Below are 13,652 nucleotides of genomic sequence, written 5' to 3'. Positions count from 1 at the left end.
AACTTCTGAAAACCGGTGCCCCATAAAGGCGCCGGTTTTTTTCAATAGCTCTGCTTCATCGAGTTGAGGCTTTGATCCTGCCGAACTTGGCAGTATCCTTCCCCACCGCCCGGCAGCATGAAAACCACGAGTGGCGTGCTTTTCCTATGCTCTGCCGACGAACAGGAAGTATGCCCTCATGAGCGTTGCGCCGCAGTCCAGGTCGTTTTTTCAGCAACTGCGCGAGATCAACGGCGATCGTGGATTTTTTGCCAATCTGGCCTGCCTTTTCTCGGTGATCTGCATGATGGGTCTGAGCAATCTTCTCAGCCAGTCGCTGCTGCACCAGAACATGAACTGGCTTCTCAAACCGCTCATGGTCGTGATCGCGCTCTATTTCTTCGTGCCGTATTTCCTGCTGCGGCTGACAAAGCGCCCTTCCAGCGAAGGCTGACCCGCAGTTTTCTCGATAAAAAAAGGGGAGGTGGATCTGGTCCATCTCCCCTTTTTTTATCGTTGCCCGTGACTGGTGGCGCTCAGTGCGGAGTGTGGTCCTTGCGAACCTTTGCGACCTGATCCGCGGTCACGGTATAGGTGCCGCTACCGAAGGTCTTATTGACATAGTTCACAAGACTCGCGACTTCCGTATCATCCAGACGCTGCACATCTGAAGTGCTGCCGAACGCCGGCATGCTGGCATGACCATCCGCCGTCTTGCGGTTCACACCCGTCAGGATTGTCATGATCAGATTGTCCGGACGGCCCGCACCAACCACGGAGTTTTTGTAAAGCGACGGCGCATACTGATCGACGGTGCCCGCGCCGTTCTGCCCGTGACAGGCGGCACAGTTGGCATCGAACAGGTTTTCCGGGGCTTTCTGCGACAGGTTGTCGATCCGCGTCAGGTTGCCCGAACGCAGGTCGGGAATGTCGTTCGCCTTGCCAAAACCGTCGCGCGGTTGGTGTTCGGAAGAATCGTCGATCGCTTTCACCTGAAGAACAAATGCCGCCAGCGCATGCAGATCCGCATCCGTCAGATGGCTCGTGCTGTGTTCGACAGCTTCCCCCATCGGTCCGGCTGCCTGACTTCTGCCCTTGACCCGACCAGTGTGCAGATACTGGACAAGATCGTCCTCGCTCCAGTCTCCGATCCCGCCTGTTTTGCTGGGGGTGATGTTCGGAGCGTACCAGCCGGACAGCGGGCTGCCCGCCAGATACTGGTCTGACTTCTCCATCAGCATGACGTTGCGCGGTGTGTGGCAGGTTCCGCAATGTTCGAGCGCAATGGCCAGATACCGGCCACGCCGCATCTTGTCATAATTCGCCGAATCACCCGTTTCCTGCGTCTCGGTTCCTGCCAGCATGTTCCAGCCTGACAGCGTCAGGCGGATATTGCTCGGAAAGCTGAGTTGCGTGGCGGGCGGTGTCTGCGCGACAGGTTTGACGCCGCTCATGAACCACACATAAAGCGCGTGAACGTCCTGATCCGTCAGGGCCGCATAGGAAACATACGGCATGACCGGGTAGAGGTTTGCGCCATCGCGCCGCTTGCCCTTGCGGAGTGCCTGCTCGAAATCATGTTCCGAGTATTGGCCGATCCCATGATCGGCATCGGGCGTGATGTTCGTGGAAATGATGTCGCCCATGGGCGTTGCGATCTTCAGCCCACCGGCGAACGGTGTACCGCCCGGCTTGGTGTGGCAGGCGATGCAGTCCGCAGCCGTGGCGAGATAGGCGCCACGGTTCATGACATCCTGATCCACATCCGCCGCCCGCGCAGCGAAAGAAGACAGTCCGCCCAGAACCGTTCCACCAACAAGAAAAGACCAGAAAACGGTTTTGAAATCAGGCATGGAGCAGTTCTTTTTTCAGCGTATCGGCAACACGAAGCGCAAGGGCTGCGACGGTGAGGGTGATGTTTCCGGTTCCGACCGTGGAGAACACGGACGAACTTGCGATGAACAGGTTCTCGTGGTCATGCGTCCGGCAATGGCCGTCCACCACGGAGTCCTTGGGATCTACGCCCATGATGGTGCTACCCGAGGGATGATCCTGCGGGAAATAGCCCGGCGTCCACTGCTCATCTGTGCCATGCATCAGGCCGATGAGGTCCTTGAACAGTCCGCGCGTATGCTCGCAACTGCGGACCGTGTACTCCGGCAGCTTGTAATAGACATCCGGGTGCGGAATGCCGAGCGCGTCCTTATGCGTCTTGCTGAGCGTCAGACGGTTGTCCGGATCGGGCAGGGCCTCGTTGTGGCTGAACAGACGGACGGTGTGGGAAGCCAGATAGCGGATCTGATCTTCCAGATCCTTGCCGACATACCCCTTTGAAATCGCAAGCTGCGTTGCGAAATCGACCTGATTGTCGTCAACCATATGCACAAGATATGCACCCCGATCGCCACGCCAGTCGCCATCGCGGAAATTGTCGATCACGTTGGTCTCAAGCGGGCCACGTCCCGGCCAAAGGGCCTTGTCGCCGCTGATGAACGTCACCTGAACGCCGGTATGATCCATCATGTTCCGGCCAACATGGCCCGAACTGTTGGCGATACCATCTGGGCTCTGCTCATCGGCCGAAACCAGCAGCAGCTTGGCTGTCTCGATGCAGTGCGCTGCGATCACGAAATACTTGCCCGTCACGCGGTGCGATCCTTTGTCCGGATCGTAATAGTGAACGGCCGTTACCTTCTTGTTCGCGCTGTCACGCTCAATTTTATAAACCACAGCATTGGGTACGAACTTCGCCCCGGCAGCCTCGGCGTGATAGACGGAATAGCCGCCGTTATACATCGCCCCGATCGGGCAGATCGGCATGCAATTGTTGTGTCCCTCGCAGGTCGGACGGCCGTCATAGGGTCGCGTGTTGCGAGCCTGTGGCTCATGCACGACGCGATACGGTGTCTTTTCCGTGATAAGCTTGCGGAACTGCTGGGCCGCATAGGAAATCGGCAGTGCTTCCATCGGATAGGGCTGCTGGCGGGGGGAGCCCAGATCCTCGACCTTCGGATCAGGGCCGCACACGCCCATCATGACTTCGGCCTGATAATAAAACGGCTCGAGATCGTCGTATTTCAGGGCCCAGTCACGGCCCTGCCCATAGCGGGTCTTAAGCTCGAAATCCGATGGCAGATAACGCCATGCACAACCGGCCCAGTGCCAGGTCGTGCCACCCATCATCCGCAGATAGACCTGCTGATAGGCCTCCGCGTTCGGGCCGCTTGTATGCAGATACTGGTTCGGCGTCATCTGGTTGGGCGGATGTACGGCCCAAGGCGTGGACGGGAAGGGGCCTTGGTAGGACGGCTTGTTTTCCAGATTGCGGAAATTATCCACGAAATGCTGCCGGTCCACACGAGGCCCGGCTTCCAGCACGATGACGGAAATGCCCGCACGCGCCAGTTCGTTCGCAATGGAACTGCCAGCCACGCCGGATCCGACGATCACGACATCGGCGGAGAGATTCTGATCAGAAGACATAAGAGATGCTGTTCCCGCTCTCAGGTAGGTTCCACGTCGAACTTGGACGGCGACAGCGCAGGCGCGCCTGTCGGCTTGTCGACTTCAGGGGGCTGGGTCGTCCAGTAGAACGGGCCGCCCGCGGCATAGGTCTTGGGATAGATCGCGTCCTTGGTGACGTCGAACATCAGGGCGGAGCGATAGACCACGACCTTGCCGTCCGCGACCCCGCGATACCAGCCGGTCATGATGTCATGAATGACGTCCTTGAACGCCGGGTCGGCCTGTTCGGCGGCCTTGGCGAAGGCGGAGGCATTTTCATAATTCCCGCTCTCAAGAAGCGTCGCGAGCTTCGAAAGCTGGGCTTTAAGCTCCGGGCCGGACTGGAGAATGCGCTCGTACAGTGCCTTTCCGATCCGGGGATCAAGACAGGCGCGATCGGTCAGGCGCGTTGACACCTTCATGAAGCGCTCAAGTTCAGGCTCGGCGCCAGTCGCAGGCTCTGCGGCCACGACATTTCCAACCGCCAGAACGCCCACACCCGCCATGCCTGTCATCAGCGTATCGCGACGCGACATCCGCGTCAGCCGGTTCAGGCGCATGGCATTGGGGGAGGACGTATGGAGGTCAACAAGAGGGCAGTGACGATCTTTCGTCATGTAGGATCACTCTTCGCATACACTCGAGACGGATGACATGACCGTGATCAGTGTCACCTTACAGAGGTCTGCAACCTACAGACGTCGCGTGATCATGCAACCGTGAAGAGCTGATTATCGGTAAATAATCCCATGAAAAGTAAAGTTTTCGGACGATATCGCGAAAGGATAGAAAGCGAAAACGCTTGTTATCTTATTATGGTTCCCGAAAAATCGTGAAGAGTTCGACGATGCTCTATTGTCGGGAATCTTTGAGGGAACGCGAGTAGTCGTCGGGATGTTCGTGCAATGAGGTTTGTTATTATTAAGAATGCTTCTCAATACGTTTTGGGAAGCCTTATACGGCAATTCTGTTCAGACCCTGAAAAGAAAACGGGCGCAGAAATGTTCCTGCGCCCGGTCATCACCGCTCTCAGATCAGCGCAGGATCAGGCGCCTACCCCCATGAAAACCAGCGCTGTCGTGATGAGCCCAACCAGAACGGCTAGAATGATGCTGCATTTCAGCGTGAAATGCAGCAGTTCGCCCTCGCGCCCGACCAGCCCGACGGCCGCCGACGCCACAGCGATGGATTGCGGAGAAATCATCTTTCCAACTGCGCCGCCGACAGTATTCGCTGCCACCAGAAGCTCCCCGCTCACTCCGATCTGCCGTCCGGTTGCCGCCTGAAGTCCACCGAACAGCGCGTTGGAAGACGTATCGGAGCCTGTGAGGAACACCCCGAGCCAGCCCAGAAGCGGTGCGAAGAACGTGAAAGCGCCCTTGCTCATGGCGAGGACCAGAGCCAGCGTGGTGGAAAGGCCGGAGTAGTTTGCAAGAAACGCAAAAGCCAGCACCATGCCGATGGCGTAAATGGGAATACGCAGTTCGCGCAAAGTGTCGCGGAATGTTGCGAGGGCATCTGTGGGGCGCATCTTCAGGAACAGAACAGTCATCACACCGGCCAGCAGAATGGCTGTTCCAACAGAGGAAATGAAATCCAGCTTGAAGATTGCGGCGTAAGGGGTCGGGTTGGGGACGATCGGAGCCGTTTTCAGGACAAGGTTATGCAATCCCGGAAACTGGATGACGAGAACCGTCCAGTTCAATGGTCCACCAGCGGCAAACAGCGCCTTGAAGGGCTTGATGCTCCAAATGGCGACGAAGGCTGTGAGAATGATGAACGGAGACCAGGCCCGCATGATCTGCGATGACGTGTAGGTCGCGTTGTCAATCACAGCATCTGCGGGTGTATCGCCGGTGTCGAAACGGAAAACCCGGCTCGGCTTCCAGAACCGCAGAAAGACCGGGATGGCAACCATCGTCACCAGCGGTGCAATGATATCAGGAAGTTCCGGCCCGATCAGCAGGGCTGTTAGAGACTGTGTGAGGGCAAAAACAACGCCGGTAAAGAGAATGACAGGCCATGTCTCACGAATGCCGCGCATGCCGTCCACAACGGCGACCAGCCAGAATGGAATGATGATGCCGATCAGGATCAACTGCATGACGACAAGCCGTCCCACGGCATAAGGCTCGGCCCCGATCACCTGTGCGCCGACGATCACGGGAATCCCCATGGCTCCGAATGCGCCGGGGGCCGCATTGGCGATCAGGCACAATCCTGCGGCATAGATCGGCGGAAATCCAAGCCCGACGAGCAGGGCGGTCGTAATGGCTACAGGCGCCCCAAAACCGGCCGCTCCTTCCAGAAAGGCCCCAAAAGCAAAGGCGACCAGAAGAAGCTGGATGCGCTGATCTTTCGAGACTGTGGAAATGGAATGACGGATAATGTCGAACTGACCCGTCCGGACGGAAATCTTGTACAGGAAGACCGCCCCGATGATGATCCAGGAAATCGGCCATAATCCATAAGCGAAGCCATACAGACCGGCGGCTACAGCCGTGGAAACGGGCATTCCATAAAACAGGACGGCCAGTGCGAAAGTAATCCCCACAGTAATGGTGCAGGCAATATGACCCTTCATATGCAGATAAAGAAGGGCGAAGAAGAAAAACAGGATTGGAATAAGAGCGATTGCTCCAGAAATCCAGATGTTCCCTATTGGATCGTAAACCTGTGCCCAGGATGACATGCTGGAGCCTCCAAAATAAAAACCAAGTGACATTTAGAAAAATATATCTTTTTCTTGTCGTTAAAGAGGATGTTATTTTTTGATAACAATAATGGCAATAATGCCATTTTGAAGAATGCGATAAATTTTATGACATACTTTTTTTAATAGTTGGATTGGGAAGAATAAGCCTCTTGATGATTTTGAACGAATCAGGATGTTTATCGATAAAGATCATGGTTAAAGATTGATGGGTTTATGAAAAATTTTCTCTCAATCAACAGGGAAGCTGAAATAAATCGGAATGATCTGAAATAGATATAAAATATTGATCAGAACAATTTTGCATGAAAGAAAAAATAATTTTCCAAACTGAGAAATTTTACTGATATCGGGAGATTTTAAGATTTTTTATTGCGGATTTCCCATGTGGGTGCGCAGGTTCGAGACAAGGTTATGACAGCGCGCTGGAATGTCTTGTGATGGTCCCGAAAGGGTGAGAAACAGGGATAACGTCATTTCCAGAGATGGGCAGTCAGGTTTTCCATGCAGTTTCGTGTTCTCTGTGCGTCCCTGATCGGCGCGGGTATGCTTGCTTTTTCTTCCAGCGCATTCGCTTGGGGGCCTTATGGTCACGCCATCGTGGCGGATATCGCTCAGGAGCGCCTGACACCTCAGGCCAGCAAAGCGGCAGCGGCCCTCCTGGAGCTTGAAAACCACCAGACCCTTGATCAGGTCGCTTCCTGGCCTGACACGATCGGCCATGTTCCCAAGAAGAAGGGGGGCGCGCCCGAGACGCTGAAATGGCATTATGTCGATATCGATGTGTCTCATCCGGCCTATGATCAGGCTCGCGACTGCCCGGATCATGCCTGTGTTGTGGAAAAACTTCCCGAGGAAATCAGGATTCTTGCTGATACGCATGCCTCGCCTCAGGACCGCCTGGTCGCGCTGAAATGGGTCGTTCATTTGATGGGCGATATCCACCAACCCCTGCACGCTGCCGAGCGCAACAAGGATATGGGCGGGAATGCAATTCACCTGACCTATTTCGGCAATAACGCCAATGGTCACATGAATCTGCATTCTCTGTGGGATGAAGGGGTGATCGACCATGAAGCGGACCTGCATGTCGGCCCGTTCTACAGTATCGATCCCGCCCGCGCGAAGCAGGAAGCCGATCGTCTCGGCGCTCTGATTACGCCTGATGAAGCCCAATACTGGGTGCAGGATCTGGTGGCTGGTGACGTGCATGACGCCACCGTCAACTGGGCCGATGAAAGCCATTCTCTGGCCCGCAGTGTGGCTTACGGTGCGCTTCCGGCGAACAAGGGCGCCGATGTCGGCAAGGCTTACACCGAACTCACTTGGCCGATCATGCAACTGCGTCTCGAACAGGCAGGTGTGCGTCTGGCAGCCGTCCTCAACTCTGCTCTGAGCAACGGATAAAAATCGGGCTGAGACTGGCCTGAAGGCGCGGAACAACGAAGTCCAGGAACGCGCGGATACGTTGCGGTACCCGTTTTCCGCCCTGATAAAGCGCGTGGATGGCCTCCTCATCCCGCGTAGCATTGTCTGCCAGCACTTCTACCAGACGTCCTGCCGCCAGATCGTCGCGCACATGATATTCGGCCAGCCGGGCCAGCCCGGCGCCACGGACTGCTGCGCGTCGAACGGTCTCACCATTATTGGCGAGTAGCGGTCCCCGGACGATCCGATCTACGATCCGCCCGCGTTCCTGCAACGGCCAGACCGGAGCCGCGCGCTGGAAATTAAAACCCAGACACCGGTGATGCTCCAGATCGTCCGCGCTCTGGGGCCACCCGAACCGCTCCAGATAATCCGGTGCCCCGACGATCAGCCGCGGTACGGTCCCCAGATGTCTGGCCATCAGGCTGGAATCCTGAAGTTTTCCGACCCGGAACGCGATATCCGTCCGGTCCAGATATAGATCCGCCATTTCGTCGGACAGGGATAGATCCACCACGATATCCGGATATGCCGCCCAGAACTCCGGCAGCAGCGGCTCCAGCATCAGCGCTCCGAACGCTACAGAAGCATTGATTCGGATGGTCCCCGTCAACTGGACGGTTTTTCTGGACAGGAAGCCCTCCAGATCGTCCAGTTCCGCAATCAAGGCCTGCACCCGTTCGTAATAAGCCAGTCCTTCAGGCGTGATGGACAGTTTTCGGGTCGAGCGTTCCACAAGCTGAACGCCAAGACGACTTTCAATGCGCCCGATCAGTTTGCTGACTGTAGAGGGTGTCATCAGGGAGAGGCGCGCCGCTTCGGAAAAACTGCCGCTCTCCACGACGCGGAGAAAGATTTTCATCTCGCCGAAACGGTTGTCCATTTTCTACCTCATTTGTGAAACTGCTTCACAGATTTTGTGGAGATCTTGGCGCTTATCAAGTGGGTATCAGGAGTTCATGATGGCCCAATAGCTCCGATCTGGGGCAATAATGGATATGCAATCATGACAAAAATTCTTCTTCTGAATGGCAGCAAGGTCTTCGCTCATTCTCACGGTCGTCTGAACGATACACTTCAGGCCTTTGCAGCCGACTTCCTGTCCAAAAGTGGGCACGACATTCGCCAGACAAAAATCGATGACGGATACGATGTCGAGCAGGAAGTCGGGAACTTCCTGTGGGCTGATCTGATTATCTACCAATGCCCCGGCTGGTGGATGGGCGTGCCCTGGATCGTCAAGAAATACATGGACGAAATCATGACGGCTGGTCATGGGAAGCTGTATGCCAATGATGGTCGCAGCCGCGCACATCCGGAGCGTAAATATGGCTCAGGCGGCCTGGTACAGGGCAAGCATTACATGCTCTCAGCCACATGGAACGCGCCGGAAGACGCGTTTACGGACCCGGATCAGTTCTTCGAGGGGCGTGGCGTGGATGGGGTTTATTTCCCGTTTCACAAGGCTCACGAATTTCTGGGAATGTCCGCGCTTCCGACGTTTCTGGCGACAGACGTGATGAAGGCACCAAATGTAGATGCGACACTCGCGGCCTATCACCAGCATCTGAAAGACGTGATCGGGACGGCGTTTTGAGAGGAGGGGCGGCCTGAGCCGCCCCCTGCCTTACAGGCTCAGCTCAAGCACCCGTCGGCTGACATCCAGAGTGATTTCAGCCTGTTCGCCCAGTGCGGTCATGCCGTGGGTATCGAGCTGCGCGACCAGTGGATCAATGCCCTCTTCGCCGATCTCGTAAGCGGAGAGGCGGGTCGGAATGTCGAGACTTTCGAAGAATTTCTCCGTCCGTACGATGGCGGCTTCGATCCGCTCGTCTTCCGTGCCCTCATGCAGGTTCCAGACACGGGCTGCATATTGCAGGAGCTTGCCGCGCTTGGCGTCTTTGCGGACACGCAGCATGGACGGCAGAACGATGGCCAACGTCCGGGCGTGGTCGATATCGTAACGCGCCGTCAGTTCATGGCCGATGCTGTGCGTGGACCAGTCCTGCGGCATACCAACCCCGATGATGCCATTGAGCGCTAGCGTTGCGATCCACATGAAATTGGCGCGGAGCGTGTAGTTTTCGGGTTCTGCAACGACTTTCGGCCCGATTTCGATCAGGCTGAGCAGCAGCCCCTCGGCAAAGCGATCCTGAGCCAGCCCATCTGCCGGGTAAGTCAGGTACTGTTCCATGATGTGGACGAAGGAATCCACGACGCCATTCGCAATCTGCCGGACGGGCAGGGAATAAGTGCGGGTCGGGTCCAGAACCGAAAAGCGCGGGAAGACATGCGGGCTGCCGAAAGCCAGCTTCTCGCGCGTGGCATGCCGGGTGATGACACTGAAGCTGTTCATTTCCGAACCCGTCGCAGGCAGCGTCAGAACCGTTCCCAGCGGCATCGCAGCTTTGACGTTCGCGCCATGCGTCGTCAGGATGCTCCACGGATCGCCTTCGAAATCCACGGCTGCGGCCACGAACTTGGTGCCGTCAATGACGGAGCCGCCGCCTACGGCCAGCAGGAAATCCAGTTTCTCGTTCCGGATCAGTTCGACCGCTTTCATCAGAGTCTCGAAGGTCGGATTGGCCTCGATGCCACCGAATTCCCGGGTGAAGCGGCCATCCAGCGCCTCGCGTACAGCCGGAAGTGTGCCGTTGCGCTCTGCACTTGCACCGCCAAAAAGGATCAGGACGCGGGCCTCGGCCGGGATCTGGTCTGCCAGTTTCGGGATCGTATTCTCGCCGAAAATGATGCGTGTGGGATTGTAGAATTCAAAATTCTGCATGGGTTCTGCCTTCAGAGTGGGGGTTTCTGATTGCGCCGTCATCACTGCCGCCGTTACGGCCTGAAAAGAGTGACGGCAAGGCTGTGCCTGAGATGATCCTAACGCTTTTTCCCCCTTTCACCCAGACTGGAAAATATCCCGCTGTCTGGAGTGGCTGTCTTCGGGATCATCTTGACGTCGGGGTCGTAACGGTTTGTGAATGGGATAACTGCTATGCAATCCAGACAGGAAGAACAATGACTGCCTCTCTCCGCTCCGAAGTCACAACGCTTCTCGACAGCCTTGGCGTGTCGGCTGATCTCTACTCGGGTGGCACTCTGGCCGTCACATCGCCGCTAACGGGCGAGCGGATTGCTGAAGTTGCGGAAATCAGCGCGGACGAGGCGCAAGCGACGATCGGCCGTGCGGCAGAGGCGTTCAAGGTCTGGCGCAGGGTTCCGGCACCGCGTCGTGGTGAACTGGTTCGTCTGCTGGGTGAGGAATTGCGGGCGAACAAGGACGCGCTTGGCCGGCTCGTGACGCTGGAAGTGGGCAAGGTTCCGTCCGAAGGTCTGGGCGAGGTACAGGAAATGATCGATATCTGCGATTTCGCAGTTGGTCTGTCCCGCCAGCTTTACGGTCTGACGATCCCTTCCGAACGACCGGACCATCGCCTGACGGAACAGTGGCATCCCGTGGGGCCGGTTGGCATCATCTCCGCGTTCAATTTCCCGGTAGCGGTCTGGTCGTGGAATGCCGCTCTGGCGCTGGTCTGCGGAGACAGTGTGATCTGGAAGCCCTCGGAAAAGACCCCGCTGACCGCACTTGCCACGCAGGCTTTGTTCCTGAAGGCGGCAGCACGCTTTGGAAACGATGCGCCAGTCGCACTCAGCACATTGCTGGTTGGTGGACGCGATATTGGCGAACTGATGGTGGAAGACCACCGCGTGCCGGTCATTTCCGCAACCGGTTCGACCCGAATGGGTCGCGACGTGGGCGAGCGCGTGGCACGTCGTTTCGGGCGCTCCATTCTGGAACTCGGCGGCAACAATGCGTCCATCGTCACGCCATCGGCCGATCTGGATCTGACGCTGCGGGCCGTTGCGTTCGGCGCGATGGGAACAGCGGGTCAGCGTTGCACGACATTACGGCGTCTGTTCGTCCATTCCAGCGTCTACGACACGCTCGTGCCCAAGCTGGTGAATATCTACAGGAGCATTTCGGTTGGTAATCCGATCGAAGGAACGGCGCTTGTCGGGCCCCTGATTGACGCGGCGTCCTTCACAATGATGCAGGACAGTCTCAAGGCTGCGGCGGATGCGGGCGGTACGGTTCACGGTGGAACCCGCGTCGATGTGAACGGGGAGGCATCATTTTATGCGCGCCCGGCACTGGTCGAAATGCCGTCTCAGGTGGGGCCGGTGCTGGAAGAGACATTCGCACCGATCCTGTATGTGATGAAATACGACACGCTGGATGAGGCGATTGCGCTTCAGAACGACGTGGTGCAGGGGCTGTCGTCTTCGATCTTTGCGACCGATATCCGGGAAGTGGAGCAGTTCCTGTCTGCGCGGGGATCGGATTGTGGCATTGCGAACGTGAATATGGGGCCGTCCGGTGCGGAAATCGGTGGAGCATTTGGCGGTGAAAAAGAAACAGGCGGCGGTCGTGAGTCCGGTTCGGATTCATGGAAGGCCTATATGCGTCGTCAGACCAACGCCATCAATTATGGACGCACTCTGCCGCTGGCACAGGGTGTGACATTTGACGTGGACGGTGGTTCGTCAGAAGCCTGACCCTCAAGGCTTTCCGGCGGGGAGAGGTGGGGCCTGCTTTTCCTCGCTGGTATGAGTGATGCTGAGCCGGTCATGGGTCGGGGACCAGGGGAGGGCCTTTTCCTCCACGTGGCCGGGCGGCGGAACGTAGTCCTCCAGCCAGAGTTTACCGGCCATGGGATTGATCAGGACGTTGAAGTGCTTGAGCACGTCCATCCCAAGAATATTGAACTCCGCATCCGGGACGACATCCAGCGTGATGTCATGCAGGGTGTGTGAACCAAGTTGTAGCGTGTCGAAGTGATGTCGGTGCCCCAGAAGCACTTCCCCTGCGCCGACACGGATTTCGTCGTCCTGTTTGAGTGTGTGGCGTGAAATCCCCATTTTCCGCGCTACCCATTGCTGAATAATGGAGCGGTTGGCGCTCGTATTGATCTGCATGTCCACCTTGTGGCCATCCAGAAGGGCCGTCATCTGATTGAGTTGCGGAGACTCATCATCAATGGATGTCAGGGGAATGGCTGGCCCCGGGTTTTTCAGAAGTGTTCCGATATCCGGGCAATCCGCAGCAGTATCGTAAGTGAAAATGCCGATTTTCTGCGAATACCTGTCGATGAGCAGATGGTATTGTCCCAGAATATCCCATCCGAGATCCATCATCAGAAGCAGGCCATCCGGCGTTTTTGGAGGGCGCTCATTGACCAGTAATGCTGTCATGTCTTTGAGCACGGATTGACCGATCTGGAGGCTTTTAATTGTAGTGGAATAGTTTCCGCCCGTTCCTGTGACCGACATGGTTCTGACAGGGTCAAGACGGTAAAAATCAAACCCTTTCGCATCCCATACGCTGGTCCGTGTTGTGAATGTTGAGAAAAAAGAGCCGACATCATGATCATTGATTTGGACATGAATAACGGGAGCGCCAGCCGGGTTAAGGAAGGGGAGGACTTCGCTCATGGTGACGCAGTCATGGATGTTTCGTGCGTGTACGGGAGAACAAAGCACGCAAGTAGCTGCCACGAATGCGGGAAGAGTGCGCCACAAGGTCAGTCTGCCCATCACTGATCCTTGCTGAGTGGTCAGGGAGTCCTGAACGGATATTGTCGTGTTTCGTCATAAAACCCAAATGGTTTTATGCGATCACTCCGCTCAGGATTACCTTGTAAAAGCTCTGACGAAGGCGTTTTGTTGTTTGACTTCGACGGGGAGCCTTGTGTCGGTGAGGGCTTTTCCCTGCCACCCGGCGCCGAGGGCGATGTAGAGGGCGACGGCGTTTCGGACGCGGGCGAGGCGTCCGACGACGGCCTGATCTTCGGCGGACAGGGCGGTCTGTTCGGTCGTCAGCACGTTCAGATAGCCGGTCAGACCGGCTCCGAACAGCTTCTGGGCGCGGTCGCGGGCGAGGCCGGCATCGACGGAGGCCTGGTTCAGCTGCTCGACCAGTTCGGCATTATGCCGCCAGTCGCCCATCGCGTCCTCGACATCCGCA

The 13,652-nt window shown here is 56.8% G+C and carries 11 protein-coding genes and 1 pseudogene; 4 read left to right on the top strand and 8 right to left on the bottom strand.

Going from position 1 to position 13,652, the window contains the following annotated elements:
- Window positions 1-178 precede the first annotated feature (178 nt).
- Window positions 179-433: a hypothetical protein gene (locus HKD28_RS00060; RefSeq protein ID WP_062027483.1), complete on the top strand. Its 255-nt coding sequence runs from the start codon at window positions 179-181 to the stop codon at window positions 431-433.
- A gap of 82 nt (window positions 434-515) precedes the next feature.
- On the opposite strand, the gene HKD28_RS00055 is transcribed toward HKD28_RS00060, so the two are convergent.
- From HKD28_RS00055 to HKD28_RS00040, 4 genes are all read right to left on the bottom strand, one after another.
- A complete protein-coding gene (locus HKD28_RS00055; RefSeq protein ID WP_194266385.1) occupies window positions 516-1,832 on the bottom strand; it encodes a cytochrome c in 1,317 nt (438 codons plus the stop codon).
- Window positions 1,825-3,462, bottom strand: coding sequence for a GMC family oxidoreductase (locus tag HKD28_RS00050; protein ID WP_194266384.1), 1,638 nt, complete (start codon window positions 3,460-3,462; stop codon window positions 1,825-1,827). Before HKD28_RS00050 ends, HKD28_RS00055 begins: the two co-directional genes overlap by 8 nt.
- A gap of 20 nt (window positions 3,463-3,482) precedes the next feature.
- Window positions 3,483-4,100, bottom strand: a complete 618-nt coding sequence (locus tag HKD28_RS00045) for a sorbitol dehydrogenase family protein (protein ID WP_194266383.1) — start codon at window positions 4,098-4,100, stop codon at window positions 3,483-3,485.
- 428 nt (window positions 4,101-4,528) lie between these two features.
- A complete protein-coding gene (locus HKD28_RS00040; RefSeq protein ID WP_194266382.1) occupies window positions 4,529-6,175 on the bottom strand; it encodes a lactate permease LctP family transporter in 1,647 nt (548 codons plus the stop codon).
- A gap of 525 nt (window positions 6,176-6,700) precedes the next feature.
- On the opposite strand from HKD28_RS00040, the gene HKD28_RS00035 reads away from it, so the two are divergent.
- Window positions 6,701-7,603 (top strand): S1/P1 nuclease, encoded by a 903-nt coding sequence (locus tag HKD28_RS00035; protein ID WP_194266381.1) that lies wholly within the window; start codon window positions 6,701-6,703, stop codon window positions 7,601-7,603.
- Here the strand turns inward: HKD28_RS00035 and HKD28_RS00030 are convergent.
- Complete coding sequence (locus HKD28_RS00030; RefSeq protein ID WP_194266380.1) at window positions 7,578-8,507, bottom strand: LysR family transcriptional regulator; 930 nt, start codon at window positions 8,505-8,507, stop codon at window positions 7,578-7,580. The two genes, HKD28_RS00035 and HKD28_RS00030, sit on opposite strands and share 26 nt — an antisense overlap.
- 123 nt (window positions 8,508-8,630) lie before the next feature.
- On the opposite strand from HKD28_RS00030, the gene HKD28_RS00025 reads away from it, so the two are divergent.
- Window positions 8,631-9,221, top strand: a complete 591-nt coding sequence (locus HKD28_RS00025) for an NAD(P)H-dependent oxidoreductase (protein WP_194266379.1) — start codon at window positions 8,631-8,633, stop codon at window positions 9,219-9,221.
- A 30-nt stretch (window positions 9,222-9,251) separates the two neighbouring features.
- Here HKD28_RS00025 and HKD28_RS00020 read toward each other — a convergent pair whose 3' ends face one another.
- Complete coding sequence (locus tag HKD28_RS00020; RefSeq protein ID WP_194266378.1) at window positions 9,252-10,409, bottom strand: iron-containing alcohol dehydrogenase; 1,158 nt, start codon at window positions 10,407-10,409, stop codon at window positions 9,252-9,254.
- A 236-nt stretch (window positions 10,410-10,645) separates the two neighbouring features.
- On the opposite strand from HKD28_RS00020, the gene amaB reads away from it, so the two are divergent.
- Entirely contained in the window at window positions 10,646-12,184 is a 1,539-nt protein-coding gene (gene amaB / locus HKD28_RS00015) for an L-piperidine-6-carboxylate dehydrogenase (protein WP_194266377.1), read from the top strand.
- A 3-nt stretch (window positions 12,185-12,187) separates the two neighbouring features.
- Here the strand turns inward: amaB and HKD28_RS00010 are convergent, their stop codons facing one another.
- Both HKD28_RS00010 and HKD28_RS00005 read right to left on the bottom strand, forming a co-directional pair.
- Window positions 12,188-12,958 carry a retropepsin-like aspartic protease gene (locus tag HKD28_RS00010; RefSeq protein ID WP_194266376.1) on the bottom strand — a complete coding sequence of 257 codons (771 nt, stop codon included), beginning with the start codon at window positions 12,956-12,958 and terminating at the stop codon, window positions 12,188-12,190.
- A gap of 360 nt (window positions 12,959-13,318) precedes the next feature.
- Window positions 13,319-13,652, bottom strand: a pseudogene (locus HKD28_RS00005) (efflux transporter outer membrane subunit); the annotation flags it as partial.

The organism is Gluconobacter cadivus (assembly GCF_015244745.1).
GTDB classification, from domain to species: domain Bacteria; phylum Pseudomonadota; class Alphaproteobacteria; order Acetobacterales; family Acetobacteraceae; genus Gluconobacter; species Gluconobacter cadivus.
This window is presented reverse-complemented; position numbering and strand designations above follow the sequence as displayed.